Below are 26410 nucleotides of genomic sequence, written 5' to 3' on the forward strand. Positions count from 1 at the left end.
GCGCCTCATCGATTCCCCCAAAAGAATCACTGGAGAATCATAACAGCCGCGCAGCGTTTTCACACAGCCAGGGTCATGAGCGGATGTCACGTGTTGAATCCGATGTAGGCGATTAGTCCCTCAACGGACGTGGGAAGCAGCCCTTGTTCCTCGGAACGGCTAAGCGTCGCTTTGCCTTCTCTCGCCCGGCTCCTTCGCACATCCAAAACGGCAGCGGCTTGGGCGCGCAGCCAACCCCGCACCAGCTCCGTGCCGGCCGGCGCGTCTTGTTGGCGGGTGACAATTACTCTTCTCTCCTCGTCCACACCAAGTGTGAGGCGATGTCCGGCGGCGGTGAACGCAAATCCCTCACTGCGATCGACCCACCAATGCTCCAGACAATTGCGAGCCTCTCCCGCGCTCCGAAAGACGGAGACGTCGCCAGCCGTGGCCTCGTCGCGGCTCTCATTCACAATCACAATGTCTGCAAGCCAGTCGTTCGTCATTACGACAATAGTGCCAGCCATCATTGATGTCGGCAATGGGTCAAACGCGCCCTCCACGCGCCCGACCGCTTGCTTCCGATTCGACCCTAACAACGGACCTGCCCCGCAGACGGGAAGGTCCGACATGGTCCGAAGCAGACATGGCAGCTTCACGAGGTGAGCCCGTAATATCGCCGACAAAACGCAAGCTGCCGTTGAGGCGTAAAGCCGTCAAAATCACCGGCGCGTTTACAGTCCTCTAGCAATTCAAGACGCGGCTCGGCTTCAGAGTCGGGATTTGAATCCGAGAACTCTTGGGTGGCCTCGAGCCCGGCCACTGCGGGATCGCCTCGTCATGGTGACCCGGCGCAGCATCATCCGTGGGCATTGGCTACCGTGGCTGGCCGCGTCCACCTTCGACATCGGTGGTGCAGGGCCGATACAGCGCTTGGAGTTGCCGGCCGCGGAGGTAGATCGCGCGCGCGGTCATGCCGCCGTGCCGCGTAATCCATTGCCTGACCGCGGGTGGGTAACGATCATAGAGCATCTGCGTGGCTTCAGGGTTGGGAATAGCCTTCCCATCGGGCCCAGGATTGTCGGCGACCCTGAAGCCGAATACGGCTCTTGGGGTCACGCAGATGCTGTCGTGGGGAATGTACGCCAGCACGAGCGTGCAGGCGCCGGCGCAGATCCCGTCGATGATGACGGACGCGCCGAAGTCGCGTAAAACCTTGAACCTGTCGATGTAGTTTCCGATCCGCCCGCCCTGATCAAAAACAATGCGCACGGCGGCATGACTCGGTTGCATGCTCCCAAGCATGAACGCTGCGACCAGCGTCACCCTCACCAGCTTCATCTGTCCATCATCCGATCGATCGAACTCCATCGCCTTGCGCAATAACGGCTGCCGGTTCCACTTTGGTCAAGAGCTGTCTGCCGACCATTCCACGATTTGCTCCGATGTGGCCTCCAGCGCGGACATCGCCGCCATCGACCGGGAAGGTCGTGACGGGCCAGAAGCGATCCGAAGGACAAGGGTTGCACGCGCTCGTCGGGCAAATCAGTCTGGGCACTTTGTGCGCACGTGGTTGAAACGCGCGCCGTCAGGGCTACGACACGCCGCATCGGACGAATCGAATTCGTCCACGAAATCAAGCTGATCTCGCGCACATCGCTGCGAAGCCAAGAAATCGCTTTCCATTTTTCAGAAATCGTGCATGATGTGCGCATCCTGCCTCGCCGAGAGGGGCGTAGCGCGCGATCGTCACGACACGTGGGGCAGGGATGCGGTGGCCGTGAGGTGTCGCAGCATGCGCTTACGCGCATGTGGACGAACGACGCAGCACGGACGCGAAGTCGTGTGGTCCTGGCCTCCCGGTGCCGAGGTCAAGCGCGCGACGAGGGCTCATGCCCTCGCGCGGGCGACGGGGTCAATCAGCCGGTCCCCGAGGAGAGCGCGAAAGAAGCGTTAAGACTGCCGCGCAGGGAATGCCGGTTGATCGGCTGAACCTGTGGTACCTGCCGCCTGCATTCTTTCAGCAGGCGGGCCATGGGTGAGGCCTTCACCCGGCATTCCCTGCGCCCTCTCGATTCATCGGAGGGCCGTCGATCGCGGGACTCGGGCGTGATCCGCCGCGAGAGTGCGAACCTGCGCGCGGTTGTTTGAAACGTGGATAGCAACTGAGCAATCTCTCCATCATCTCCGACGATGGTGAAGAGTTCGAGGTTTGGTTCCCTTGGCATGATGGTTCCCTTGGCATGATGAAGTTTCGGCCATTTGGAACCGGAACTGCAGGCGATCCCTTGGTGTTGAACGGCATCTCGAAAGCACTGGAGGAGAGACAATGATGAGAACCCGTCTTGCCGTTTCGCTGATCGCCACCTCGCTGCTGGCGTCGACCGCTGCGTTCGCCCAGTCCACGACCGTCGAAGGTGCCGCCAATGGTGCTGCGGCCGGCGGCGCCGTTGCCGGTCCGGTCGGCGCCATGGTTGGTGGCACGGTCGGCGCCGCCGTCGGTGCGGGCCTGGAGATTCCGAACGCGGTCATCAACTCGATCGAGGCCGAGCGCGCGCCGTCGGTGGTCGTCCATGAGCGTGTCGTGGTCGGCGAGCCGCTGCCCGCCACCGTCGAACTGCGTCCGGTACCGCGCTACACCGAGTATCGCTATGCCGTCGTGAACGATCGCCGCGTGATCGTCGATCCGCGCACCCGCCGCGTCATCAAGATCATCGAGTGATCGGACATTCTGACAGGCAGGGGCCTCGTCGCATCAGCGGCGGGGCCTCTTGTCATGCGGTTTGCGTGCGGATCTGTCGGATGAGCCAGTCGATGGCCGCGGACAGGCCGAATCCGATGCAGGCGGTCGCGGCGTCGACGACGAAGTCTTCCAGCCGTGCGTGACGCCCTGGCGCCAGGAACTGCGCGAGTTCGAGTGCACCGATCAGGATCACCGCAATCCCGGTGGTCAGCAGCCGATGACTGCGATAGGCGAGGCCGAACGCAAGGCCGATCAGGATGAAGGCGAGGGCGTGTTCGCCGTCCTGTCCAAGCTGCGAATGGGGCCTATAGCTGGGCGGACCCAGCGTTGCGAAGGCAACGGCTGCGGCGAGCAGCCAGGCCGAGAGGCGGATCGCGATCTTCATGGACGCTGCTTAGCACGTTCCGGGCCACGAACCGGGGTCACGGTCGCTTGAGGCACCGGTTTAGTTAACGTGGCTCGGAAGCCGGAACATGGCCTTCTCATCGTACCGCGAACAGCTTTCGTCCGGCGCCTCAGATCGGCTGCCGGACTCCCAGACCCTGCATGAAGCGCTCGCGGATCTGTGCCGGATCGCGCCTGGTGGCGCCCACACCGGGCTTGTCGTCGATCTTCGCCGCAATCAGCACTGGACCGGGCGCCTCGAACGCAACATCGATCAAGCGTTCGAAATCCTCTTCGTCTACAGCCCAATGGCTGGCGCCAATGCCGCAACCGGCGGCAATGGCGACAATGTCGGCCTGCCGGGCCGAGGTCGGCTGGCTGCCGGTGATCTGGTAGATGCCGTTGTCCATGACGATGATGGCCAAATTTTTCGGCGCCAGCGTCGCAATCGTGGTCAGGCAGCCGAGCTGCATCAGCAGCGAGCCGTCGCCCTCGAGCGCGAACACCCGGCGCTGCGGCTGCGCCAGGGCGACGCCGAGCGCGATCGGGCAGGCAAGCCCCATGCTGCCGAGCATGTAGAAATTCTGCGGCCGCGGGCCCGCCGCCCACAGATCGAAATTGGTGTTGCCGATGCCGCCGATGACAGCTTCCTCGTGCTCGAGTTTCGCGACCAGCCGGCAGGTGAGGTCGGTGCGGTTCATGACCTTGGTGTTGCTGATGGTCGCGCTCATGCGAACACCTTTCCGCCGGTCAGCAGCGGCGACAGGATGAGCGCCACCGGCGCCTGTGTCGCCACCGCCTGCTTGATCGAGCGGTCCATGATGAATTCGAGCTCGTCGAGGCGCGTCGTGGTGTGATGCTCCATCGCCAGCGCGTCGAGCACCGGGCGCATGGTTCGGCACACCAGCGACTGGCCGTAGTTGAATTCGCCGAGCGTGCCACGCTCGGACACGATCATGATCAGCGGGATCTGGCAGGGCACGACCAGCGAGGCCAGCACGTTGGCGAGCGTGGCGAAGCCCGATGTCTGCATCAGGAGCGCGCCGCGCCGCCCGCCCATCCAGGCGCCCGCGAGAATGCCGACCGCTTCCTCCTCGCGCGCCGTCGCAAAGGTCGTGAAGAACGGATCGTCGTGCAGGCTGTGGATCAGCGGCGTCAGGACGCGGTCGGGAACGTAGGGGATGAGGTCGACGGCGTTGCGCTTGAAGGTCTGCAGCACGATCTCGTGCCAATTCGGCACGGTGCTTGCGGATCGCGCCGCATCGGCATCGGCGGCCATTGCTGTTCCTCCGGTCGTCCCTGATGGGGGGCGCTGTTTGGCGCTGAGCTTGACGGCACCGGGACGATTGTCAACATGCCGGCCCGGCCGGTCAGGCATCCGCCTTTCAAGTCCGACATCAAGAACCAAGACACCAGGAGGTCGCCTGTTCATGGCCGCGAATTCCAAGCGCGTCTTCTACGTCAAATATCTGGCCCACCCGATCTTCAGCGAGCTGCTCGCCGCACGCTCCGACGTCCGGCTCGACCGGCTGGAGAACGAGAGCTCCGAGGCCGAGACGGCGCCAATCCTCGCGGCGGCTCACGCCTACCAGATCGGGGCGGCCCGCGACGAACTCGCGCCGCGCTTCCATGTCGATGCAGACCTGCTGCGCCGCGCCCCAAACCTCCTCGTCGTGTCGAGCAACGGGGCCGGATACGACCCGGTCGACGTCGACGCCTGCACCGGGGCCGGCGTCCTCGTCGTGAACCAGTCCGGCGGCAACGCGCATTCGGTGGCCGAGCACACGCTCGGCATGATGCTGACCCTGTCGAAGCGCATCATCCAGTCCGACCGCCGGCTGCGCCGGGAGCGCGACGTCAACCGCAACGATCTGATCGGCAACGAGGTGCAGGGGCGGACGATCGGTATCGTCGGGCTTGGCCATGTCGGCCGCCGGGTTGCCGAGCTGTGCCGCGGCCTCCTCGGCATGACGGTGCTGGCCTATGACCCGTATCTCTCGCCGGAGGAGATCGCGGCACGCGGCGCGGAGAAGGTGGAACTCGATGACCTGATGCGGCGCTCTGATTTCGTCTCGATCAACTGCCCGCTCACCAAGGAGAGCCGGGGCATGATCGGTGCCCGCGAGTTCGCACTGATGCAGCCGAGCGCCTATTTCGTCACCACCGCCCGCGGCTTCATCCATGACGAGGAGGCGCTGTTCACCGCCCTCAGCGAAAAGCGCATCGCCGGCGCCGGCCTCGACGTCTGGGCCAAGGAGCCGCCGCCGCCGGACCATCCGCTGCTCCAATTCGACAACGTGCTGGCGAGTCCCCATACGGCCGGCGTGACTCGCGAGGCGCGGCAGAACATGGGCCGGATCGCCGCCGAGCAACTGCTCGCCGCGCTCGACGGCGGGCGGCCGCCGCGCCTCATCAACCCCGAGGCCTGGCCGCGCTACAGCGCCCGTTTCCGCGAGGCATTCGGAGTGACACCCGCCTAGCCGGGAGAGAGGAATTGCGAGGAGAAGATTTCATGCGTCGCAAGCCGCGAGGTGGCAACAAATCTTCTCTCCCGGGCGGCTTCCGCGAAGCGGACATTGCTATTTTCCGAGCTGTCTCGACAGCACGATGGAGGCTGATCATTTTTCCTGTGGCGCCATGAGCTTAGGCCACGTTTTTCGCTCGGCGCGGAAGGGAAGTTGGTCCGATGCGCAGGCTGAACGCGATCCTGAAGTCGACCCGCGGCCGCGTCCGTCGCGCCGTCTCGCAGTTCGTCGCAATCGCCGCGGCGAGCCTGCCTTCGGTCGGTGCCTGAGCGCCGGTTCCACGAGCTGCGTCAAATATTTGCATCGACCGCTTGATATCGGTCAACAGCGAGCTGGGAAGCGCGGTAACATCACCTCCGAGCACTCCGTGAGAGACAGGAGGTTGCATGTCGCGCTATGTCATCCATTTCATGAAGGACGTGCTGGGCGAGAACGGCCGCCAGTGCGAGATTTGCCAGAGCACGCTGGAGGTTGAGGCCGAGAGCGAAGACGAAGCCGCGGAGATCGCAAAGTCCCGGTTCTGCCAACAGCAGGAGCTGCGCGACTGGTCGCTGCATGCCGACCGCATCGAGGTGAAGGCGGCCGACTTTCCCTCCTGACCTTGCGGCTCAGCGGCGCAGCCCAGCCGGTGCGTCGCTGGCCCCGGGGCCCAGCGAGCGCTGCACCATCACGGTGTCGCACCAGCGGCCGTGACGGTGGGCGACGCCCGGAAGCAGCCCCACCCTGGCGAACCCGAAGCGCTCATGAATGCCGAGCGAGGCGACGTTGTCGGCGTCGATATAGCCGATCATCTGGCGATATCCGGCCGCTGCGGAAGCATCGATCAGCGCCTGCATCAGCAGCCGGCCGACGCCACGGCCGAGATGCTCATGGTGGACATAGATCGAATGCTTGACCGCGAACCGATAGGCTGGCCGCTTCCTGAACAGGACGACATAGGCATAGCCCACGACCTCGCCGCGGAATGTCGCGACCAGATGTGGCAGCCGATGATTGCGCAGATTCTTGCGCCGCTGCTTGAGATCGTCCGGCTCGGGCGCCCCGGAACCGGCGGCGCTGTCCTCGACCCCGCGGCGGACGTGCCGCCGGTAGATCGAGAGCATGGCCTCGACATCTTCGTCGCGTGACGGCCTGACGAGGACCGGCGGCTCGGTCTCGCGAGCCGTGATCGCGCTGTCCATGGTTCGAATTACTCTGCGCAGACATAGGTATGGAGCCGGATCCGGCCGGACTCGTCGAGCTCCTTGTACAGCCCCTGGATCTCGACGTCGAAACCGGGATAGGCGTTGAACGCCCGCTCGAACATCTTGAGGTAATCGATCATCGGCTGGGCGCGTTCGGACAGCCGTTCGCCCGGAACGATGGTGGCGATGCCCGGCGGATAGACCACGAACGGCGTCGTCGCGATGCGCCCGGCGATCTGGTCGATCGGCAGGTAGTCGACCTCGTTGCGCATCAACGCACGCGCCGCCTCGCGCGGCGACATCGCGATCTCGGGCAAGTGCTGCGGCTGGAACTGCTTCGCCTGCAGCGCGCTCACCTCGGCCTCGCGGTAGAAGCGGTGCATCTCGGCGCAGAGGTCGCGCAGCCGCAGCTTGCCGTAACGCGCAAAGCGCTTGCGGGTGAACTCCGGAATCGCGTCCTCCAGCAGCACGTTGTCATCGTGGAGCCGCTTGAACGCGACCAGGCCGCTGATCAGGGTTCCGGCCTTGCTCGCCTCGACCCCCGGCGTCAGCAGGAAGAGCAGCGAGTTGAGGTCGTTCTTCTCCGCCACGATGCGGTTCTCGCGCAGATATTGCGCGACGATCGGAGCCGGGATGCCGTGCTCGGCATAGCCGCCGGTGGCGCGATCGAACCCCGGGGTCAGCAGGGTCAGCTTGTTGGGGTCGGTCATGGTGAAGCCAGCGGCGAGATCCGGAAAGCCGTGCCATGCCGCCCCGGGCGCGAGCTGCCACAGCGCGGCATCGGTCGCGAGCTGGTCGGTCGAGAGCGCCTCCCAGGCCACGTCGTGGCTAGCCCCGGGATTGGCCGCATCGGGGATCGATACGCGATCCGGAACGAATGGCTCGAAGAACCAGCGCCGCGCCGGATCCTTCTCCTTCTCCTCGAATTCGCGGCGCATCGCCCGGATCTTCTTGCGCAACTCGATGCCAAGCCGGATCGTGTCGTCCCACAGGACCTCGCCGGAGCGGCCCTTCATCATCTGCGCGCCGACGTCCAGCGAGGCGAACAGCGGGTAGAACGGCGATGTCGAGGCGTGCTGCATGAAGCTTTCGTTGAAGCGGCGATGCTCGATCCGCCGCCGCTGCCCCTTGATGTGGCGGTCCTTGACGTGGATCTGCGATGCCTGGGAGAAGCTCGCGAGCTGCTTGTGGGTCGATTGCGTGGCGATGATGCCGGGAGCGTCGGGCCCGAGATCGCCCAGGCCCATGGCGAAGCGGCCGGCGTAAAGCGGGTGGAATTTCATGAAGCCCGCCCAGGCCTCGTCGAACATGATGTAGTCGCAGAGGTGCCCGATCCGCTTCAGGATCATCTCGGCGCTGTGGATCGTGCCGTCATAGGTGCACTGCTCGACCACTGCGACGCGGAATGGGCGTGGCTTGCGCCAGGCGTCGGGGTCCCTGACCAGCGGGTTGTCGCGGATCTGCTGCCGCAGATGCTCTTCTTCCAGCAGATCCCAGCGCATCGGGCCGATCAGGCCCCAGGGGTTGCGAACCGTTGGGACGTAGATCGGGACTCCGCCGGAGATCAGCAGCGCGCCGTGATGGGCGGCCTTGTGGTTGTTGCGGTCGAACAGCACGAGGTCGCCGTCGGTGACCAGGGCCCCGAGCACGACCTTGTTGGAGGTCGAGGTACCGTTGAGGACGAAATAGGTCTTCTCGGCGCCAAAGATCTGCGCCGCTTCCTTCTGCGCGCGCAGCGCCGGCCCCTCATGGGTGAGCAGGTCACCGAGATCGAGCACGGAATTGTCGAGGTCGTCGCGGAACACGGCCTCGCCGAGATGCTCGACGAACACCCGGCCGATCGGGCTGCGGCTATAGAACACGCCGCCATTGTGGCCGGGGCAGGTCCAGAGCTGGTTGCCTTCCTCGGCGTAGTCGACCAGCGCGCCGAAGAATGGCGTCTTCAGTGTCTCGGCATATTGCTTCAGCCGGCTGACCAGGTTCTTGGCGATGAAGGCGGGAGTCTCCTCCGACAGGAAGACGTATCCGTCGATGAAGTCGAGCACCTCGACCGGCAGATCCTCGAACCGCTTGCGGCGGATCAGGAGGATGATCGGGAAGTCCAGTCCGCGACGGCGCATCAGGTTGATCAGCGACGCCGTCTTGCCTTCCAGGCCCTTCTTGCCCCAATCGACGACCATGCAGCCGATCGCGGCATCCGTCTGCACGGCGATCTCGGCGTCCTCCAGCTTGCGGGCGCGCACCACCTCGAAGCCCGAGCGCTGGATCTCCTCGATGATCTGGTTGAAGCGGACGCCCGCAAGGTCGTCGGTCTCGAACACGGGAGCGGCGAACAGGAAGGTGAAGCGGCGGAAGTATTCCATGAGAGTCTTTCGGGCTGGGTGGCAGCCACCTGTCGTCACGTTCGATGACGGTTCGATGACAATAGGGCGCCTCACGGAGCTTGTCTCGGCCGCCTCGCGGTGGCAATCGTCCCGAACCCGAGTGATGCTGAAAGGATCCGTGGTGCTTCCCGAATGGATCAGCCTTGATTGTGTGGCCCCGTCCGAGCTCCATCGGCAGGCGGCGTTGGAACGCCAGGCCCAGTTGACCAAGCCGATTGGCGCCCTTGGGCGATTGGAGCAGGTGGCGGTCGAGCTGGCGGCGCTGCAGGCGTTGGAGCGGCCGGGGGCCGATCGGGTCCCGGTGGTGCTGTTCGCGGGGGACCATGGCATCGCGGCGCGGGGCGTGTCGGCGTATCCGCCGGAAGTGACGGTGCAGATGCTGCACAACTTCGCGGCCGGTGGCGCGGCGATCTCGGTGCTGGTGCGCAGCCTGGGCTGTCCGCTCGAGGTGGTCGATGTCGGTACGCTGGCGGATGAGCCGGTGCCCGGTGTCGTCGTCGACAAGCCGCGGCGCGGCACGCGCGACTTCAGCACCGGGGCGGCGCTGACGCCGGAGGAGGTTGCGTTCGCGGCCGACGCCGGACGGCGCGCGGTGGCGCGGCAGGCCGATCACGCGCCGCAGCTCGTGATCTTCGGCGAGATGGGGATCGGCAACACGACGTCGGCGGCAGCGATCGCCGCTGCGCTGCTGTCATGCGCGCCCGCGGACATCGTCGGCAGCGGCACCGGGCTCGACGCCGACGGACGGGCGAGGAAGGCTGCGGTGATTGCCGATGCGTTGGGGCGACACGGGCTCACGGCGGGAGCGGCCGTCGCGGACGTCCTGGCTGCCGTCGGCGGCTTCGAGATCATTGCGATGGCCGGCGCGATCGTCGCCGCCGCGCAGCGGCGCTGGCCGGTGCTGGTCGACGGCTTCATCGTCTCGGTCGCGGCGCTGGTCGCCGTCCGCCTCAATCCCTCCTGCCGTCCGTGGCTGCTGTTCTCGCATCGCTCGGCCGAGCGCGGCCACGCCATCGTGCTCGACGCGCTCGGTGCCCGTCCGCTGATCGACCTCGATCTGCGGCTCGGCGAGGCCTCGGGCGCCGCCACTGCGCTGCCGATCATCCGGCTCGCCTGCGCACTCCACAACGGCATGGCGACGTTCGCCGAGGCCGCCGTATCGGGTCGCGAAGCCTGATGCGGATCGATCTGCTGCGGCACGGGACGACAGGACGGGACGGCCATCTCGACGGCCGTACCGACCCGCCGCTCAGCGACCTCGGCTGGGATCAATTCCGGCGGCAGACGCAGAGCCGGATCTGGCGCAGCGTCGTCAGCTCGCCGTTGGCGCGCGCACGTGCGGCAGCGGAGGATTATGCCCGGCTGACCGGCTGCGCGCTGGACATCGACGCGGATTGGAGCGAGCTCGATTTCGGCCTCTGGGACGGGCGGACGCATCGCGACATCGCCGCGGAGCCCGGAGGCGAAGCCTTGCTCGACACCTTCCATGCCGATGCTGAGGTCCGGGCGCCGGGCGGTGAGAGCTGGTCCGATTTGCAGGCGCGAGTGGCGCGCGCAACACATCGTATCCTTGTCCGGCCCGAGCCTGCGCCGGTTCTGGTGGTGGCGCATGGCGGCGCCATGCGCGCAGCGCTCTCGCATCTGCTCGGCTGGCCGCTGCGCCAGCTGTGGAGCCTGCGCATCCGGCCCGGCACGCGGATCACGCTCGAAGCCGGGCAGGGCGATGATGGTGTATCTTGGGGCGAAATCGTCGAGATCATCCAGCCATGAGTCTGCGTGAATTCTGGATCGCATTGCAGTTCCTGACACGGCTGCCGACACCGCGGGTCGCTGAGTCGCGACCGGACGATCTTGCACGGGCGTCGGTCTGGTTTCCGGCAGCCGGACTGGTGATTGGCGCCTGTCTGGCGCTGGTCGCCCGCCTTTTTCATGATGCCGATCCCTGGATCGTCGCGCTGACCGTGCTGGTCGCCTGGATCGGGATCACCGGCGCGCTGCATCTCGACGGGCTCGGCGATGTCGCCGATGCGTTCGGCGCCTCGCATGGCAGGCCGGAACGCTTCATCGCCGTGCTGGGCGATCCCCATGCCGGCAGCTTTGCCGTCGTCGCGATCAGCTTGCAGATCGCCGCCAAGCTGGTGCTGATCGCCGAGCTGGCGACGGGCCCGACGGCCTGGGCGCTGGTGCTGATCCCGGCCTGGGCACGCTGGGGGACTTTGATCTGCAATAAGACCCTGCTGTCGTTGAAGCCAGGGCTGGGGGCGAGCATCTCGAACAGCGTCGGCTGGAACGTCATCGTCGCCTGGGGCGGCGCGCTCGCGATCGGCGCGCTGGCCGGTGCGGTGCCGACGCTGATCGCGATCGCTCTGGTTCCGGGAATCGCGTTCTATTGGCAATGGCGGCTCGGCGGCATCACCGGCGATTGCCACGGCGCCAGCATCGAGGTCACGGAAACGCTGCTGCTGGCCGCCTGCGTTCTCGGCTAGGACGCGCTGCCGAGCGCCTGCGCCAGCCGCTGCCAGCCTGTCTCATGGCCCGGCAGGCCGAAGCGCAGCCAGCTTGTTTGAGCCGGAAAACGCCGGACATGGATGCCATGGCGGGCGAGCCAGTCGGCCAATGCGGCAGCATCCGTGCTCTCGACCAGTCTGAACAGCGGCGTTCCTCCAAGAGCCCTGGACGTAGGGGGGCCGTGAATCCTGCAGCCGGACGTGGTTAGCATCGTATCGAGGCGTTGTCCGTCTGACACCAGCCGCACGCGTGCCTCCCGCAGCCATCGGTCGTCAGCGAGAGCAAGCGAGCCAACCGCGAGCGCAGGTCCAGACACGGCCCATGGCCCCAACGCCCGGCGCAGTTGATCGGCCAGGTCCTGGGACGTGACGGCAAAACCGAGTCTCAATCCGGCCAGACCGTAAGCCTTTCCGAACGATCGCAACACCAGCGTGGCTGGCGGCAAATTCGGTATCAGGCTTGCCTCAACGGGACAGAAATCAGCAAAGGCTTCGTCCACCACGAGCAAACCGTTGCGACGGGCGAGAAACACGCCCAGCAAGTGGAGTGTGGCGCGCGGCATCAATCGCCCCGTGGGATTGTTCGGGTTGACCACAATGGCGACGTCTGCTTCGGCCAGTGCTTCGACCTTGTCGACCAGACGCACCTGGTGGCCGCAGTTGCGCCAGCAGAGCTCATGTTCTTCGTAGGTGGGCGCCAGCACGGCAACCGAACTTGGAGCGCGCAGACGCGGCAGGATCTGGAGCAGCGCCTGGGTGCCTGCGGCCGCAACGATCGATGCGGGTGTCCGCACGCCGTAGCGTGCGGCAGCAGCGGACAACAGCGCCTGCTCGTCGAGCTTGCTGGGCAACATTGCCCAGCTCTCAGCCGGGATCGCCGGCACGGGATAGGGGATCGGGTTGATGCCGGTCGACAGATCGATCCACGGCTGTGGCGCATCCGGATAGCGACGGCTGATCGCAGCGAGATCGCCGCCGTGAAGGATCGCTTCCGGCTCGTCCGCGCGCATGCTAGTCGCTCTGTCGTCCATCTCTTTCCTTTACATGTCTTTCCTTCAGCGGAGATCGATGTTCGTCTCTCTCGCGCTCACGGCGCTCCTCGTCGAGGCGGCGGTCGGTTATCCCCAGGTCCTGGTGCAGCGGATCGGTCATCCCGTGATGTGGGTGGGCGCGCTGATAGCATGGGGGGACCGCCGCTGGAACAGGGCAGCAGACGGCTTTGCCGCACGACGCGTGCGCGGCATGGCGCTCGTGTGCCTGCTCGTCGCGGGGATGATGGCCACCGGTCTCGCCGCAACATGGGTCATGCAGGCGCTCGTCGGCGAACCGGTCGCAACCATCATCCTTGGTGTGGCGGCAAGCAGCCTGCTGGCCCAGCGCAGTCTCGACACGCATGTCGCCGCGGTTGCGGAGGGACTGGGGCAGGAGGGGCTCGAGGGCGGCCGCAGAGCCGTCTCAATGATAGTCGGCCGCGATCCCGATCGGCTGGATGAGGCCGGCGTCGCGCGGGCCGCGGTCGAGAGCCTGGCAGAAAACTTCTCCGATGGCGTGGTCGCGCCCGTGTTCTGGCTCGTCGTCGGCGGGCTGCCGGGCATCCTGATCTACAAGGCTCTCAACACCGCCGACAGCATGATCGGTCATCTCTCGGACCGTCACCGCGCGTTCGGCTGGGCGGCGGCGCGGCTCGACGATCTCGTCAACCTGCCGGCCTCGCGCCTGTCCGCGCTGTGGATCGCAACCGCCGCGGCCTGCATCCCGAGCGCCTCGGCTTCGGCCGCGGTGCGAGCCGTTGCACGCGATGCGTGGAAGCACCGCTCGCCCAACGCCGGCTGGCCCGAAGCGGCGATGGCCGGTGCGCTCGGACTGCGCCTGGCGGGGCCGCGCGTCTATCACGGTCATCTCGTCACCGATGCCTGGATGGGCGACGGGCGCGCCGATCTCGACGCGTCCGACATCCGGCAGGCCTTGCGGCTGTATCGGCTGGCCTGTCTGGTTCAAGCCCTGGTCGTCGCAGGACTCGTCCTGGTCAGGATCCTGTAGCCGCCACGGGCGGCGCGGGCTTGCTCGCCAATGCCAGGATACGGTCAACGTCGACGTAGCGCTCGAGATGCGCCGCGAGTGCATCCAACGTCGTGTCCACATCGATCTCATAGGAGAGGCCGCTGGTCGTCGCGCCGAGGCCGCGCAGCCAATGGCTGCGCAGGCCGTCGTCGGCGAACAGGCCATGCACGTAGCAGCCGGCTACCAGGCCATCAGGCGCGATGGCGCCATCGCGCCGGCCATCGGAGAAGGTGAGGAAGGGGCGCTGTGTCGCCCGTCCCTCCGTGCGGCCGATGTGCATCTCGTAGCCGCGGAACGAGAGCTTATCGTGCGTCAGCGTGCCCTGGACCTCGCGTAACGCCTTGTCATCGGTCAGTGTCGTTTCGACGTCGAGCAGGCCAAGTCCCGCGACGGAACCAGCTGCACCCTCGTGCCCATCGGGATCGCTGATCACGCGCCCCAGCATCTGATAGCCGCCGCAGATGCCGAGCACGCGGCCGTCGCGGCGAAGATGCGCGCGGAGATCAATGTCCCAGCCGACTTCACGCAAGGCGGCGAGATCGGCGATCGTCGCCTTCGAGCCCGGCAGGATCACCATCGATGCGTCGCCGGGGATCGGCGTGCCAGGCCGCAAAAACTGCAGATCGATTCCATCTTCCAGCCGCAACGGATCGAACTCGTCGAAATTGGAGATGCGCGGGTAGGCGAGGATGACGACCTTCGGCCGCTGTCCTCCCGATGATCCGCGTTCAGCCAGGCCAAGCGCGTCCTCCGCCGGCAGGCGGCGCGCATCCGGAAAATGTGGAATGAGCCCGAGCGACGTCCACCCCGTCCGCTGCGCGATCTCGTTCATGCCCGATGCAAACAAGGCGGGGTCGCCGCGGAACTTGTTGACGAGGAAACCCGCCACGCGTGCGGCATCGTCGGGCGCGATCACCGTCTTGGTGCCGACCACGCTCGCAATCACGCCGCCTCGATCGATGTCGCCGATCAGCACCACCGGAATCTGCGTCGCCTGCGCGAAACCCATGTTCGCGATGTCGCCGCCGCGCAGGTTGATCTCGGAGGCGGAGCCTGCGCCTTCGACCAGCACGATGTCGGCATCCGCCGCGAGCTGATGGAAGCTGTCGAGCACGGCCGCCATCAGTTGCGGCTTCATCGCCTGATAGGCCGACGCCTTGGCGGTGCCGATGACGCGGCCCTGCACCACGACCTGCGACCCGATCTCGCTCTGCGGTTTCAGCAGCACCGGATTCATGTGCACGGTCATCGGCCGCCGCGCCGCGCGCGCCTGCAGCGCCTGGGCACGGCCGATCTCGCCGCCATCAGCGGTGACGGCGGCGTTGTTCGACATGTTCTGCGGCTTGAACGGCGCCACCTTGAGGCCGCGCAATGTCAGCGCGCGCGCGAGCCCGGCGACGATCAGCGATTTGCCGACGTCGGAGCCGGTGCCCTGGAACATGATGGCCCGCGCGCTCATGAGCTCAGTACTCGATGCCTTCCTGCGCCTTCACGCCGGCCGCGAAATGATGCTTCACGAGGTTCATCTCGGTGACGAGATCGGCGGCCTCGATCAGCTCCGGCTTGGCGTTGCGGCCGGTGACGACGACGTGCAGATCGGGACGGCGCGCTGCGAGCGTGGCGACGACGTCTGCGATATCAAGGTGATCGTAGCGCAGCGCGATGTTGAGCTCATCGAGGACGAGCAGCCGGATCGACGGATCCGCCATCAGCTCCTTAGCCTTCGCCCAGGCGCGCTCGGCCGCGGCGACGTCGCGCGCACGATCCTGCGTCTCCCACGTAAAGCCTTCCCCGAGCGTGTGCCACGACACCTGATCGCCGAACTTCTCGATCGCCTTGCGCTCGCCGGTTTCCCACGCACCTTTGCCGAACTGCACGACGCCGATGCGAAAGCCGCGGCCGAGTGCGCGCAGCATCAGGCCCCACGCCGCCGTCGATTTGCCCTTGCCCTTGCCGGTGTGAACGATCAGCAGGCCCTTCTCCACGGTCTTGGAGGCGACCTCGGCATCCTGCACCGCCTTGCGGTTCTCCATCTTCGCCTTGTGGCGTGAATCGTCGGCGCTTCCGGTCATCGGCATTGTCTCCTCGTCACTTCAACGTCAGCGGCAGTCCCGCCGCCATCAGGATCACGCGATCCGCTAAGGCCGCGATGTCCTGGTTCAGTCGCCCCTGGGCATCGCGAAAGGCGCGTGCGAGCGCGTTGTCCGGCACGATGCCCAGTCCGACCTCATTGGACACGGCCACGATCGGGCCATGCGCGTTCCTGAGCGCGTCGATCAACTCGGCTGATCTTGCCGCCACGTTCATGTCGGCGAGCATCACGTTGCTGAGCCAGAGCGTCAGGCAATCGATCAGCATCGGTACGCCCGATTCTCCGCTGGCCCGCACGAGACCCGCGAGATCATGCGCCGTCTCCAGCGTCTGCCATCCCTCGGCGCGGCGCGCCTTGTGCTGGGCGATCCGGTCGGTCATTTCGGCGTCGAAGGCCTGCGCGGTCGCAACATAGGTCCAAGGCGCGGGAAGGGCGGTGACGAGGGCCTCGGCATGGCGGCTCTTGCCCGAGCGCGCACCGCCGAGCACCAGCGTCAGGCGCGGCAGGGCGGGATGCGGCGGGGCGGGGACCATGGGGACGATTCCGATTGACGGGCTTTGGTGCGACCCGTATCTAACAGATGACGGTTCTCCGAAAGGAGAGATTTAGGGAACACGGTGCGGGTTCTTGACCCAAAGCCGTGGCTGCCCCCGCAACTGTAATCGGCGAGTGTGCGGCCAAGACACCACTGGGAAACCGGGAAGGTGGCTTCATGCGGTGACCCGAGAGCCAGGAGACCTGCCGTCGACATTGCTGTTGGCCGACCCGTCGCGCGGGGAGTCGCGATGCTGGTTCTGATCCCGCCGGGATGGGCGGGGTGCCGTCGGATGCAGCGCATCGTCCGGTCCTCTGGGGAGCCGGCAAGCGACGGAGACGGCCATGAAGTTGACCCGTACCACGACCTTTGCAGCCGCGAGCCTGATGCTGCTCGCCACCGATCCCGCCTTCGCGCATCACATGATGGGTGGCAAACTGCCGCAGACGTTTGCGCAGGGGATGCTGTCCGGCCTCGGCCATCCTGTCATCGGAATCGACCATCTGGCGGCGATCGTGGGCGCGGGCATCGTTGCAGCGCTTCTGGGCCGCGGCTTCGCGCCGGTGCTCGCCTTCACCACCGCGATGATCGCGGGCGTCGGCCTTCATGTGGCCAAGGCCAACATCCCGGCTGCCGAGCTGCTGGTCGGCCTGACCACCGTCGTGGTTGGGCTGGTGGTGGTGATGCGTGGCCGTTTCGGTGTGCTGCCCGTCGCCGGCCTGTTCGCCGTGACCGGCCTCGTCCATGGATATGCGCTGGGCGAATCGATCGTCGGGGCCGAGAACACCCCGCTCGGGGCCTATCTCGTCGGTCTGCTCGTGATCCAGACCATCATCGCCGCCGGCGCGTTCCTCGGCACCAGGCTGCTGTCGGCGAAGGCCAAGACGGCTGCGCCGCTGGCGCTGCGGCTCGCGGGCGCTGCCATCGTGCTGGTGGGTGGGGTCGCCGCGGCGACCGCGGCTGGCGTGATCGGCTGATTGATGACCGCATCGGAGACTGGTGAGACGACGCTGTTCGTCTGCGTCACCTGCCGTTCGCAGGGGACGGAACCTACGCCGCCTGATCAGCCGCGGGCCGGAGCCCGTTTGCTCGCCGCGATCGAGACGTTGCCGACCGCGCAGCGCGCCGGTGTCACCGTTGTCGGTGTCGAGTGTCTGTCGAACTGCAATCGTGCGTGCACGGTTGCGGTGACGGCGCCGGGCAAATGGACCTATGTGCTCGGCGCCCTCGATCCGGATCTGCATGCGCGGGATGTGCTGACATTTGCGCAACTGCATCAGCGCCATGACGCCGGCCTGCCGGCCTGGCGCGAGCGTCCCGAATACATTCGCAAGAACACCGTCGCGCGCGTGCCTGCGCTGTCAGCGCCACGCTGAAAACGAGAGATCGTATCGCCATGACGAAGTCGTTCGCCAAGACGCCTTGCACCATCGTCACCGGTTTCCTCGGCGCCGGCAAGACCACGCTGGTGCGCAACCTGATCGAGACCGCGAACGGTCGCCGGCTCGCCATCATCGTCAACGAGTTCGGCGATGTCGGCATCGACGGCGACATCCTGAAGGGTTGCGGCGTGCCGGATTGTCCGGAGGATCGCATCGTCGAGCTGTCGAACGGCTGCCTGTGCTGCACCGTTGCCGATGATTTCGTCCCCGCGCTCAGGAGCCTGCTGGATCAGAAGGAGCCGCCTGAGCATATCGTGATCGAGACCTCGGGGCTGGCGCTGCCGAAGCCGCTGGTGCAGGCCTTCAACTGGCCCGAGATCGCGACGCGCGTCACCGTCGACGGCGTCGTTGCGGTCGTCGATGGTCCGGCGGTGGTCGCGGGACGCTTCGCCGACGATCCCGAAGCGCTCGCCGCGCAGCGCGCCACCGATGCGTCGCTCGATCACGACAATCCGCTGGAGGAGGTCTACGAGGACCAGCTGCTGTGCGCCGATCTCGTCGTGATGAACAAGAGCGACCTGATGAGCGAGGAGCAGCGCAAGGACGTCGCCGCCGAGATCGCGGCGAAGGTGCAGCGTGCCGTCAAGGTGATCGCGACGGAGCACGGCAGGCTGTCGGCTTCGGTGCTGCTCGGGCTCGGTGCCGCCGCGGAGGACGATCTCGCGGCCCGGCCGTCGCATCACGACAACGAGGCCGAGCACGATCACGACGATTTCGAGAGTTTCGTGCTTGACGTTCCGGCGCAGGCTTCGCCCGATGCGCTCGTCGACCGCATCGCGGCCGCCGTCGACGCACATGATGTGTTGCGGGTGAAAGGGTTCGTGGAAGTCGCCGGCAAGCCGCTGCGCCTCCTGGTGCAGGCCGTGGGTAGCCGCATCCAGCATCAGTTCGAGCGCCCGTGGCGCTCGGGCGAATCGCGGCAGGGGCGGCTGGTGATCATCGGCGAGCGCGGCCTCGATGCCGCTGCCATCCAGAGCCTGATCACAGGATAGGCGTTACCGATGCACCTGCTGGCGACGACGGGCGCGGATCTCGACGACCTCGAACAGGCCGTGGATCTTGCACAGTCGCCGGCCGAGATCGTCGTGCTGTCGTTCTCGGACACCGACCTGTCGGCGCTGGCCGAAGCCTGGACCGCGTCGTCAGATGAGCTGCCGAGCCTGCGCCTCGCCAGCTTGAAACGGCTGAAGCATCCGATGTCGGTCGATCTCTATGTCGACCGCGTCGTGCTGGGCGCGCGCGCCGTCGTCGTGCGCTGTCTCGGCGGGCTCGACTATTGGCGGTACGGGCTGGAGCGCATCGCATCGGTCTGCCGCAGCCGCCACATCCTGTTCGCGGCACTGCCGGGTGACGATCGCGCCGACGACAGGCTTGCTGAGCTCTCGACCTTGCCGCAGGACGCGACCTCGCGTCTCTACGGTTATCTGCACGAGGGCGGTGTCGGCAATGCGCGCGAGGCCCTGCGCTATCTCGCGACGCTGCTCGGGCGCGACGCGCAGTTTGCCGAACCGATCGCGATCGGTTCGATCGTCGGCTTCATGCCCGATCGCGGAGCCGTCGGCATCGATGATCTCTGCAGCCATGATGATGCGCGGCCGAGCGCGCTGATCGTGTTCTACCGTGCGAGCCTGCTCGCTGCCGATACGGCCGGGATGGCTGAGCTGATGCGGGCGATCGAAGCCAAAGGGCTGGCGGCAGTCGCGGTCGCGGTGACCAGCCTGAAGGATCCCAATATCGGGGATGCACTGGCGCGACTCGTCCAGCGCCGGCGTCCTGCGATCATTTTGAACGCCACCGCGTTCTCGGCGCTGCGCGACGACGGCACCACGGTGCTCGACGTGGCCGATGCACCAGTTCTGCAAATCATCCAGGCGCAGAGCACGGAAGAGGCTTGGGCTTCCTCGGCGCGCGGACTGTCGCCGACGGACCTTGCGATGAATGTCGTGCTGCCGGAGCTCGACGGCCGGCTGTTGGCGCGCCCGATTGCGTTCAAGGGCGAGGCGCCGGCGGATGAGCGTCTGCAGTTCAGCGCGATGCGCTATGTGCCTCAACGGGACCGCATTGCTTACGTCGCGCAGCTGGCGGCGCGATGGGCGCAATTGCGGGGGCTGCCGGCCAGCGAGCGGCGCGTGGCGCTGGTGCTCTCCGATTATCCGTCGCGCGGCGGCCGCCGCGGCTACGCCGTCGGTCTCGACACCGGCGCAAGCGCAGCCGCCATTGCGCGGCTGTTGGCGGAGGCGGGGTACGATATCGGCCGTGTGGCGCCGACCGCGGACGATATCGAAACGCTGCTGCGGGACGAGGCAGATCAGCTCGTGGTGCCGCTCGCGGCCTATCGGTGTGCTCTGGTGCTGTTGCCGGACGACCTGCAGCGTGCGCTACATGACATCTGGGGAGAGGCGGAAGCGGACCCGGCGTTCCGGGATGGCGCCTTCCATTTTCCGGTGCTGCGTGCGGGAAAACTCCTGATCTTGTTGCAACCGGATCGTGGCAGTCGCGCCGATCGCAAGTCCGGTTATCACGACACCAGCGTGCCGCCGCGGCACGCCTATGTCGCGCTCTATGCATATCTGCGAGAGGCCGAGCGGATCGATGCGCTGATCCATCTCGGTGCGCATGGCACGCTGGAATGGCTGCCGGGCAAGGCGCTGGCGCTGTCAAATGCCTGCTGGCCGGAGGCCGTGCTGGGCCCGCTGCCGGTGATCTACCCCTTCATCGTCAACAATCCCGGCGAAGCGATGCAGGCCAAGCGGCGGTTGTCGGCACTGACGCTCGGGCATCTGACGCCGCCGCTGTCGCAGGCCGGTCTGCACGGATCCCTGCTGGAGCTGGAGGGGCTGGTCGAGGAATATGCTGAGGCGGATGGCCTCGACAAACGCCGCCTGAAACTGCTCGAGGAGGAGATCGTCGCGCGGGCCTGGCAGGGCGGCCTGGCCGCCGATTGCGGGCTCGACCGTGCCATGACCGGACGCGAGGCGATCGCGCAGCTCGATGCGCAGCTCTGCGACATCAAGGAGCTCGCGGTGCGCGACCGCCTGCATGTGTTTGGGGAGGCGCCGGACACGGCGGCGACCGCCCTGCTGGCCGATGCGATCACGGCGGCGATGGGGCAGGCGGTGACGGTCGATCGCGCCGACATCGCCGCACGGATCGCCGCGAGCGCTGCGGCCGAGCGAAGCGCGTTGCTCGCGGCACTCGACGGTCGCCGCGTCGCTGCCGGTCCCGCCGGCGCGCCGAGCCGCGGCCGTCTCGACGTGCTGCCCACGGGCCGCAATCTGACCGCGATCGATCCGCGCGCGATCCCGACCCGGACCGCGGCCGTGGTCGGCGTACGCGCGGCTGATGAGGTGATCCGGCGCTATTTGCAGGATCATGGCGACTACCCGCGCGCGCTCATGCTCGATCTCTGGGCGTCCGCATCGCTGCGCACGGGCGGCGACGATCTGGCCCAGGCCTTGGCTTATCTCGGCGCGCGGCCGCGCTGGGACCTCAACTCCAATCGGGTCACCGGCGTCGACGTGCTGCCGTTGGCGATGCTCGACCGCCCGCGCATCGATGCGACGCTGCGGATCTCGGGGCTGTTCCGCGACCTGTTCGAAGCGCAGATCGCGCTGTTTGATCTCGCCGTGCAGAAGGTGGCGTCACTCGACGAGGACGATGCCGACAATCCGCTGGCCGCGGCACGGCGGCGCGGCGAGAGCCTGGCGCGCGTGTTCGGCGGCGCGCCCGGCAGCTACGGCGCCGTTGCCGCCGACCTCGCGCTCGGGATGGACTGGACGAGCCGGTCGCAGCTCGGCGAAGCGTATCTTGAGAGCACCGCTTACAGTTTCGGCGGAGCGCATGACGGCGTGTCGGCCTCCGACACGTTCCGCGCCCGTGTCCGCAGCGCCGATGCCCTCGTGCATCCGCAGGACGATCGTGAGCGCGACCTCCTCGATGGCGAGGAGGTGGCCGATTTCGCCGGAGGCTTCGCAGCCGCTGCAGCGTCGCTCGGCGCGTCGCCCGTACTGCTTCATCTCGACACCAGCCGTCCGGAGGCGCCGGCGGCGCGGAGCTTCAGCGAGGAGATTGCCCGCGTGGTGCGCGGCCGTCTCACCAATCCGCGCTGGATCGCGGGAATGCTCGCGCATGGCTACCGCGGCGTCGCCGAGATCGCGCAGGGCGTCGACGCGCTCTACGCCTTTGCGGCCACCTCCGACACCGTTGCCGAGCACCTGTTCGATCTGGCGCATGGTGCGCTGCTGCGCGACGAGGCCGTGCTGGACGGCATGACCGCACGCAATCCCGCGGCCGTCGCCGCGATCGTGGCGCGATTCGAAGACGCGCTGCGACGGCAGCTGTGGGTGCCACGCCGGAATGCCGTCGCCGATGAGCTTGCGCATGCCCGCGCGCGCCTGACGCAAGCGGAGAGCGCGTCATGACCGCCCCGGTCGAGATCAAGGGCTGGTGCCCGGGCGCGCGGAGGCCGATGCCGAGCGGCGACGGCCTCATCGTTCGTGTCCGGCCGCATGGTGGCGCGTTGCCGGTGTCGGCGCTGCGTGAGCTTGCCGAGGCCGCTCGGCGCTACGGCAACGGCCAGATCGACCTCACGCGCCGCGCCAATCTGCAAATTCGTGGCGTATCGTCCGAGACGCTCGCGCCGCTGTGGGAGCTGATGGCATCGCTCGGCCTGCTCGATGACAGCGCCGAGCTCGAGGCCATCCGCAACATCGTCGTCAACCCGCTGGCGGGACTCGACCCGGTCGAATGGGTCGACATGCGCCCCGTCGCCGCCGAGCTGGAGACGCTGCTGGCCTCGGATCAGGCGCTCCATGCGCTGCCGCCCAAGTTCGGCTTTGCGCTGGACGGCGGCGGCAGGCTGCCGCTGACCGGGCTCGCCGCGGATGTTCGTCTCGTCGCCTGTGGTGGTACTGAGGCAAGGCGGATCGCCGTCGGCATTGCCGGTTCGAACGACGATGTGTGGCTGGGAACGGCAGCCGTGACCGACGCGGCGTCGACGGCCGTTCACCTCGCGCGGCTGGTGCTGCAACACAGCCCGACGCGACGTTCCGCGACGTTGCAGCCGCAAGCGAGCGCTGCCATCCGCGCTGAACTGGGCCTCGATGTTTCAAACGCCATCGCGACGGCGTCAGCAACCATTTCGCAGCGACGTTGCGGCGTCATCGCTCTGACGGATCAAACCTGCGCCGTCGGTCTCGGCGTGCCGTTCGGCCGCATTGATAGCGGCACGCTGGCGCGGCTCGCGGCCATGCTTGCGGCACATGATGTCGCCGAGGTCCGCTTGTCACCATGGCGCGCGCTTTATGTCGCCGCGGGTGCCGTGACCGCGGAGCAACTGGCGGCGGATGCCGCCCGGCTCGGCCTGGTCGTCGACGATGCCGATCCACTGATGCGCATCGACGCCTGCTCCGGCGTCGGCTGCTGTCCATCGACCGGACTGGCGACGCGACAGCATGCCGGCCTGCTCGCGGATGCGATGGCCCGGACCGGATTCAACGGCACGCTGCACGTCTCCGGCTGCGCCAAGGGCTGCGCACGCTCGGCAGCCGCGGACGTCGTGCTGGTCGGCGAGGGCGAAGGTTATCACGTCGTCCGCAACGGCACGGTGAAGAGCGAGCCCTGCGGCATGCTCGATCCCACCGAGATCGACGTCGACGGGCTGTTCGAAACGAAAGAAAAGGCCGATGTCTGAGCTGCGCGACTACATCAAGGACGGCGCGGAGATCTATCGCCGCTCGTTCGCGACCATCCGCGCCGAGGCCGATCTGTCGCGCTTCCGCGGACTGGAAGAGAAGATCGCCGTGCGTATCATCCATGCCTGCGGCATGGTCGAGATCACCTCCGACATCGCGATGTCCGAACATTTCGCCGCCGCGGCGCGGGAGGCGCTCGATCGTGGCGCGCCGATCCTGTGCGATGCCAAGATGGTGGCGCAGGGGATCACGCGGGCGCGGTTGCCGGCGAGGAACGAGATCATCTGCACGCTCGATGCGCACGAGGTGCCGGCGCTCGCCGCGGAGCTCGGCACGACCCGATCCGCAGCAGCGCTGGAGCTGTGGCGGCCGCACCTCGGCGGCGCCCTGGTGGCGATCGGCAATGCGCCGACGTCATTGTTTCATCTGCTCGACATGCTCGATCAGGGCGCGCCGCGACCGGCGGCGGTGATCGGAACGGCTGTGGGGTTCGTGGGAGCCCGCGAGTCCAAGGAGGCGCTCGCGGCCGATGGTCGGGTACCGTATCTGATCGTCAAGGGCCGCAAGGGCGGCAGCGCCATGGCGGTTGCGGCGGTGAATGCGATCGCGAGCGACGTCGAATGAGCCTGCTCGACACCATCGCGGGCTCGGCCGATCCGGGTACGCTGTACGGCATCGGCGTCGGTCCGGGCGACGTTCGCTATCTGACCTTGCGCGCCGCTGGTCTGGTTCGGTCCGTCGATGTGGTGGCGTTCTTTGCCAAGCGCGGCATGGAAGGCAACGCGCGACGGATCGTGGCGCCGTTGATGGAATCCGGCCGCCACGAGCTGCGGCTCGAATATCCGGTCACGGAGGAATTGCCCGTCGCCGACTTGTCCTATCAGTCCCAGATCGCCGATTTCTACCGGCGCGCGTCGGAGAGCATCACCGCGCATCTTGCGGCGGGGCGATCGGTCGGTCTGCTGTCCGAAGGCGACCCGTTCTTCTACGGCTCGTTCATGCATATGTGGCGGCGGCTCGAGCGCGATCATCCGGTCGAGGTCGTCCCGGGCGTCACCGGCATGTCCGGCTGCTGGACCAAGGCCAATGTTCCCATCACCTGGGGCGACGATGTCCTGTCCGTGCTGCCGGGCACGCTGGGCGAGGACGTCCTGCATGACCGGCTGACGCGTTGCGAGGCCGCCGTCATCATGAAGGTCGGGCGCAACCTTGCTAAAGTGAAGCGCGCGATCATCAGCGCCGGATTGCTCGATCGCGCGCTCTATGTCGAGCGCGGCACGATGGAGGCGCAGCGTGTCGCGCCGCTGGCCGAGGTGGAACTGGACCGCGGCCCCTATTTCTCGATGATCCTGATCCCCGGACAAGGGCGTCGGCTATGACGGGTACGCTGACGATCGTGGGCGTCGGCCCGGGGCGGGCCGAACTGATCACGCCGGCCGCCGCGGCCGCCATCGCAGGCGCGACCGATCTGATCGGCTATGGACCGTATCTCGACAGGGTGACCACGACGAGTCCGGGTCAAATCCGGCACGCCAGCGACAATCGCGTCGAGCTCGACCGCGCCCGCCACGCACTCGCGCTCGCAAGCGACGGCAAGCAGGTCGCGGTGGTGTCCGGCGGTGATCCCGGCGTGTTCGCGATGGCCGCGGCGGTGTTCGAAGCGGTCGAGGCGGGACCGGCGGCGTGGCGTGACCTCGACATTCGCGTCGAGCCTGGTGTCACCGCGATGCTGGCGGCGGCGGCCGAGGTCGGGGCGCCGCTCGGTGGCGACTTCTGCGCGATCTCGCTGTCCGACAATCTCAAGAGCTGGACGACCATCCGCCGCCGCCTCGAGGCGGCGGCCGCCGCCGACTTCGTCATCGCGCTGTATAATCCGCTGTCCAAGGCGCGACCTCATCAGCTGGGCGAGGCGTTCGCGCTGCTGCGGCGGATCAAGCCGGCTTCGACCGTCGTCGTCATCGTGCGGGCCGCGGGCAGTGGTGATGTCCGACGGATCGTCACCACCTTGGGCGAGGTCGATCCCGGCAAGGCGGACATGCGAACGCTCGTGCTGATCGGATCGACCGCCACGCGCCTGATCGCGCGCGAGGGAAAGGCGCCCTACGTCTATACGCTGCGCCGCGAGGTCGAGGGCGGCGCATGAGCCAGTCGTGCTTCCAGCCACTGCAACGCGGCTCGCGCGCCGTCCAGCGCGACGCCCTGCGGCTTGTCGGGTCGGGCGATCATCACCACGGGAATCGCGAGCCGCCGCGCGGCTGCGATCTTCGGATAGGTCGCGGCGCCTCCGGAGTTCTTCGACACCACGAAAGCGATGCGCTCCTGGATCAGAAAGGCTTCCTCTGTCGCCTCGTCGAACGGCCCGCGATCGTGGACGAAGCGAATGTCGGGCGGCAACGCGACGTCGCGAGGCGGATCGATGGTTCGCGCGACGTAGTGATGCTGCGGGGCTGCTGCGAAGGCTGCGAGCTCCAGGCGACCAAGGCTGAGGAACACACGCGCCGGATCTGCTCCGAGCGCGGAAGCCGCGTCGTCGGCACTGCTGACCTCGATCCAGCGGTCGCCGGCCTGACGTTGCCATGCCGCGCGCCGGATCGACGCCAGCGGCACCGACAGCGCATGGCAGGCTGCAACCGCATGTCGCGAGATCTGGTCGGCGTAGGGATGCGTGGCATCGACGACGGCGTCAATTGCATGATCGCGCAGCCAGGCTTCCAGTCCGGCGATGCCGCCGAAGCCGCCGATGCGCGTCGGCAGCGGCTGCGGTCTGGGCGAAGCGGTGCGGCCGGCGAGCGAAAGCGTCGCTGCGAACCGGTCGTCGCCGGCGAGCAGCTTCGCCAGCTCCGAAGCCTCGGTCGTCCCGCCGAGAATGAGGATGCGCATG

General features: G+C 67.0%; 27 protein-coding genes and 1 riboswitch. Of the genes, 15 read left to right on the forward strand and 12 right to left on the reverse strand.

Going from position 1 to position 26410, the window contains the following annotated elements:
* Nucleotides 1-86: 86 nt before the first annotated feature.
* Together ACQR0U_RS31760 and ACQR0U_RS31765 are read right to left on the reverse strand one after the other, a co-directional pair.
* The gene (locus ACQR0U_RS31760) at nt 87-506 is read right to left on the reverse strand and encodes a hypothetical protein (protein WP_315754553.1); all 420 of its coding nucleotides are present in this window, start codon (nt 504-506) and stop codon (nt 87-89) included.
* 349 nt (nt 507-855) lie between these two features.
* A complete protein-coding gene (locus ACQR0U_RS31765; RefSeq protein WP_316173084.1) occupies nt 856-1362 on the reverse strand; it encodes a hypothetical protein in 507 nt (168 codons plus the stop codon).
* Nucleotides 1363-2311: 949 nt separating this feature from the next.
* Here ACQR0U_RS31765 and ACQR0U_RS31770 point away from each other — a divergent pair.
* Nucleotides 2312-2701: a DUF1236 domain-containing protein gene (locus ACQR0U_RS31770; protein WP_315718467.1), complete on the forward strand. Its 390-nt coding sequence runs from the start codon at nt 2312-2314 to the stop codon at nt 2699-2701.
* Nucleotides 2702-2753: 52 nt separating this feature from the next.
* On the opposite strand, the gene ACQR0U_RS31775 is transcribed toward ACQR0U_RS31770, so the two are convergent.
* The 3 genes from ACQR0U_RS31775 to ACQR0U_RS31785 all read right to left on the reverse strand — a co-directional run bounded on the left by ACQR0U_RS31775 (nt 2754) and on the right by ACQR0U_RS31785 (nt 4385).
* Complete coding sequence (locus ACQR0U_RS31775) at nt 2754-3107, reverse strand: VanZ family protein (protein ID WP_315718418.1); 354 nt, start codon at nt 3105-3107, stop codon at nt 2754-2756.
* 130 nt (nt 3108-3237) lie between these two features.
* A complete protein-coding gene (locus ACQR0U_RS31780; RefSeq protein ID WP_315754549.1) occupies nt 3238-3837 on the reverse strand; it encodes a thiamine pyrophosphate-dependent enzyme in 600 nt (199 codons plus the stop codon).
* Nucleotides 3834-4385, reverse strand: coding sequence for a thiamine pyrophosphate-binding protein (locus ACQR0U_RS31785; RefSeq protein ID WP_315754547.1), 552 nt, complete (start codon nt 4383-4385; stop codon nt 3834-3836). The genes ACQR0U_RS31780 and ACQR0U_RS31785 overlap by 4 nt, the downstream gene beginning before the upstream one ends.
* A 151-nt stretch (nt 4386-4536) precedes the next feature.
* On the opposite strand from ACQR0U_RS31785, the gene ACQR0U_RS31790 reads away from it, so the two are divergent.
* Complete coding sequence (locus ACQR0U_RS31790) at nt 4537-5586, forward strand: hydroxyacid dehydrogenase (protein WP_434844179.1); 1050 nt, start codon at nt 4537-4539, stop codon at nt 5584-5586.
* Nucleotides 5587-6017: 431 nt separating this feature from the next.
* Nucleotides 6018-6230: a hypothetical protein gene (locus tag ACQR0U_RS31795; RefSeq protein ID WP_316201049.1), complete on the forward strand. Its 213-nt coding sequence runs from the start codon at nt 6018-6020 to the stop codon at nt 6228-6230.
* Between the two features lie 9 nt (nt 6231-6239).
* On the opposite strand, the gene ACQR0U_RS31800 is transcribed toward ACQR0U_RS31795, so the two are convergent.
* Nucleotides 6240-6812 (reverse strand): GNAT family N-acetyltransferase, encoded by a 573-nt coding sequence (locus ACQR0U_RS31800; RefSeq protein WP_434872392.1) that lies wholly within the window; start codon nt 6810-6812, stop codon nt 6240-6242.
* Between the two features lie 8 nt (nt 6813-6820).
* Nucleotides 6821-9178, reverse strand: a complete 2358-nt coding sequence (locus ACQR0U_RS31805; protein WP_434844177.1) for an Orn/Lys/Arg decarboxylase N-terminal domain-containing protein — start codon at nt 9176-9178, stop codon at nt 6821-6823.
* A 142-nt stretch (nt 9179-9320) separates the two neighbouring features.
* On the opposite strand from ACQR0U_RS31805, the gene cobT reads away from it, so the two are divergent.
* The 3 genes from cobT to ACQR0U_RS31820 are packed head-to-tail and all read left to right on the forward strand — an operon-like array spanning nt 9321 to nt 11685.
* On the forward strand, nt 9321-10376 hold the full coding sequence (gene cobT, locus ACQR0U_RS31810; protein ID WP_316188181.1) for a nicotinate-nucleotide--dimethylbenzimidazole phosphoribosyltransferase: 1056 nt from the start codon (nt 9321-9323) through the stop codon (nt 10374-10376).
* Complete coding sequence (locus ACQR0U_RS31815) at nt 10376-10969, forward strand: histidine phosphatase family protein (RefSeq protein WP_434844176.1); 594 nt, start codon at nt 10376-10378, stop codon at nt 10967-10969. The genes cobT and ACQR0U_RS31815 overlap by 1 nt, the downstream gene beginning before the upstream one ends.
* On the forward strand, nt 10966-11685 hold the full coding sequence (locus tag ACQR0U_RS31820; protein ID WP_316171915.1) for an adenosylcobinamide-GDP ribazoletransferase: 720 nt from the start codon (nt 10966-10968) through the stop codon (nt 11683-11685). Before ACQR0U_RS31815 ends, ACQR0U_RS31820 begins: the two co-directional genes overlap by 4 nt.
* On the opposite strand, the gene cobD is transcribed toward ACQR0U_RS31820, so the two are convergent.
* Nucleotides 11682-12737, reverse strand: a complete 1056-nt coding sequence (cobD, locus tag ACQR0U_RS31825) for a threonine-phosphate decarboxylase CobD (RefSeq protein WP_434844175.1) — start codon at nt 12735-12737, stop codon at nt 11682-11684. The genes ACQR0U_RS31820 and cobD overlap by 4 nt on opposite strands.
* A 37-nt stretch (nt 12738-12774) precedes the next feature.
* On the opposite strand from cobD, the gene cbiB reads away from it, so the two are divergent.
* The gene (gene cbiB / locus ACQR0U_RS31830) at nt 12775-13746 is read left to right on the forward strand and encodes an adenosylcobinamide-phosphate synthase CbiB (RefSeq protein ID WP_434844174.1); all 972 of its coding nucleotides are present in this window, start codon (nt 12775-12777) and stop codon (nt 13744-13746) included.
* Here cbiB and ACQR0U_RS31835 read toward each other — a convergent pair.
* The 3 genes from ACQR0U_RS31835 to cobU are packed head-to-tail and all read right to left on the reverse strand — an operon-like array spanning nt 13733 to nt 16392.
* The gene (locus ACQR0U_RS31835) at nt 13733-15226 is read right to left on the reverse strand and encodes a cobyric acid synthase (RefSeq protein WP_434844173.1); all 1494 of its coding nucleotides are present in this window, start codon (nt 15224-15226) and stop codon (nt 13733-13735) included. The genes cbiB and ACQR0U_RS31835 overlap by 14 nt on opposite strands.
* 4 nt (nt 15227-15230) lie before the next feature.
* Nucleotides 15231-15839 (reverse strand): cob(I)yrinic acid a,c-diamide adenosyltransferase, encoded by a 609-nt coding sequence (cobO, locus tag ACQR0U_RS31840; protein ID WP_434844172.1) that lies wholly within the window; start codon nt 15837-15839, stop codon nt 15231-15233.
* Between the two features lie 16 nt (nt 15840-15855).
* Nucleotides 15856-16392: a bifunctional adenosylcobinamide kinase/adenosylcobinamide-phosphate guanylyltransferase gene (gene cobU, locus ACQR0U_RS31845; protein ID WP_434844171.1), complete on the reverse strand. Its 537-nt coding sequence runs from the start codon at nt 16390-16392 to the stop codon at nt 15856-15858.
* Between the two features lie 34 nt (nt 16393-16426).
* Nucleotides 16427-16619: riboswitch (cobalamin riboswitch) on the forward strand.
* A gap of 119 nt (nt 16620-16738) precedes the next feature.
* Between cobU and ACQR0U_RS31850 the strand changes: the two genes are divergently transcribed.
* From ACQR0U_RS31850 to cobJ, 8 genes are read left to right on the forward strand one after another with little or no spacing between them, the layout of a single operon-like run.
* Nucleotides 16739-17371, forward strand: a complete 633-nt coding sequence (locus ACQR0U_RS31850; protein WP_315718432.1) for a HupE/UreJ family protein — start codon at nt 16739-16741, stop codon at nt 17369-17371.
* 3 nt (nt 17372-17374) lie between these two features.
* Nucleotides 17375-17770 (forward strand): DUF1636 domain-containing protein, encoded by a 396-nt coding sequence (locus ACQR0U_RS31855; protein ID WP_315718433.1) that lies wholly within the window; start codon nt 17375-17377, stop codon nt 17768-17770.
* A 20-nt stretch (nt 17771-17790) separates the two neighbouring features.
* Nucleotides 17791-18828, forward strand: coding sequence for a cobalamin biosynthesis protein CobW (cobW, locus tag ACQR0U_RS31860; protein WP_315718434.1), 1038 nt, complete (start codon nt 17791-17793; stop codon nt 18826-18828).
* Nucleotides 18829-18837: 9 nt separating this feature from the next.
* Nucleotides 18838-22257 (forward strand): cobaltochelatase subunit CobN, encoded by a 3420-nt coding sequence (gene cobN / locus ACQR0U_RS31865; protein WP_434844170.1) that lies wholly within the window; start codon nt 18838-18840, stop codon nt 22255-22257.
* Complete coding sequence (gene cobG / locus ACQR0U_RS31870) at nt 22254-23528, forward strand: precorrin-3B synthase (RefSeq protein ID WP_434844169.1); 1275 nt, start codon at nt 22254-22256, stop codon at nt 23526-23528. The genes cobN and cobG overlap by 4 nt, the downstream gene beginning before the upstream one ends.
* Nucleotides 23521-24153: a precorrin-8X methylmutase gene (locus ACQR0U_RS31875; RefSeq protein ID WP_434844168.1), complete on the forward strand. Its 633-nt coding sequence runs from the start codon at nt 23521-23523 to the stop codon at nt 24151-24153. Before cobG ends, ACQR0U_RS31875 begins: the two co-directional genes overlap by 8 nt.
* Nucleotides 24150-24908 carry a precorrin-2 C(20)-methyltransferase gene (locus tag ACQR0U_RS31880; RefSeq protein ID WP_315718438.1) on the forward strand — a complete coding sequence of 253 codons (759 nt, stop codon included), beginning with the start codon at nt 24150-24152 and terminating at the stop codon, nt 24906-24908. Before ACQR0U_RS31875 ends, ACQR0U_RS31880 begins: the two co-directional genes overlap by 4 nt.
* Complete coding sequence (gene cobJ, locus ACQR0U_RS31885) at nt 24905-25672, forward strand: precorrin-3B C(17)-methyltransferase (protein ID WP_316166975.1); 768 nt, start codon at nt 24905-24907, stop codon at nt 25670-25672. Before ACQR0U_RS31880 ends, cobJ begins: the two co-directional genes overlap by 4 nt.
* Here the strand turns inward: cobJ and ACQR0U_RS31890 are convergent.
* A complete protein-coding gene (locus ACQR0U_RS31890) occupies nt 25636-26409 on the reverse strand; it encodes a cobalt-precorrin-6A reductase (RefSeq protein WP_434844167.1) in 774 nt (257 codons plus the stop codon). The two genes, cobJ and ACQR0U_RS31890, sit on opposite strands and share 37 nt — an antisense overlap.
* Nucleotide 26410 lies beyond the last annotated feature (1 nt).

Origin of the sequence: Bradyrhizobium sp. HKCCYLRH3097, assembly GCF_051167875.1 — a bacterium.
In the GTDB taxonomy this organism is placed as follows: domain Bacteria; phylum Pseudomonadota; class Alphaproteobacteria; order Rhizobiales; family Xanthobacteraceae; genus Bradyrhizobium.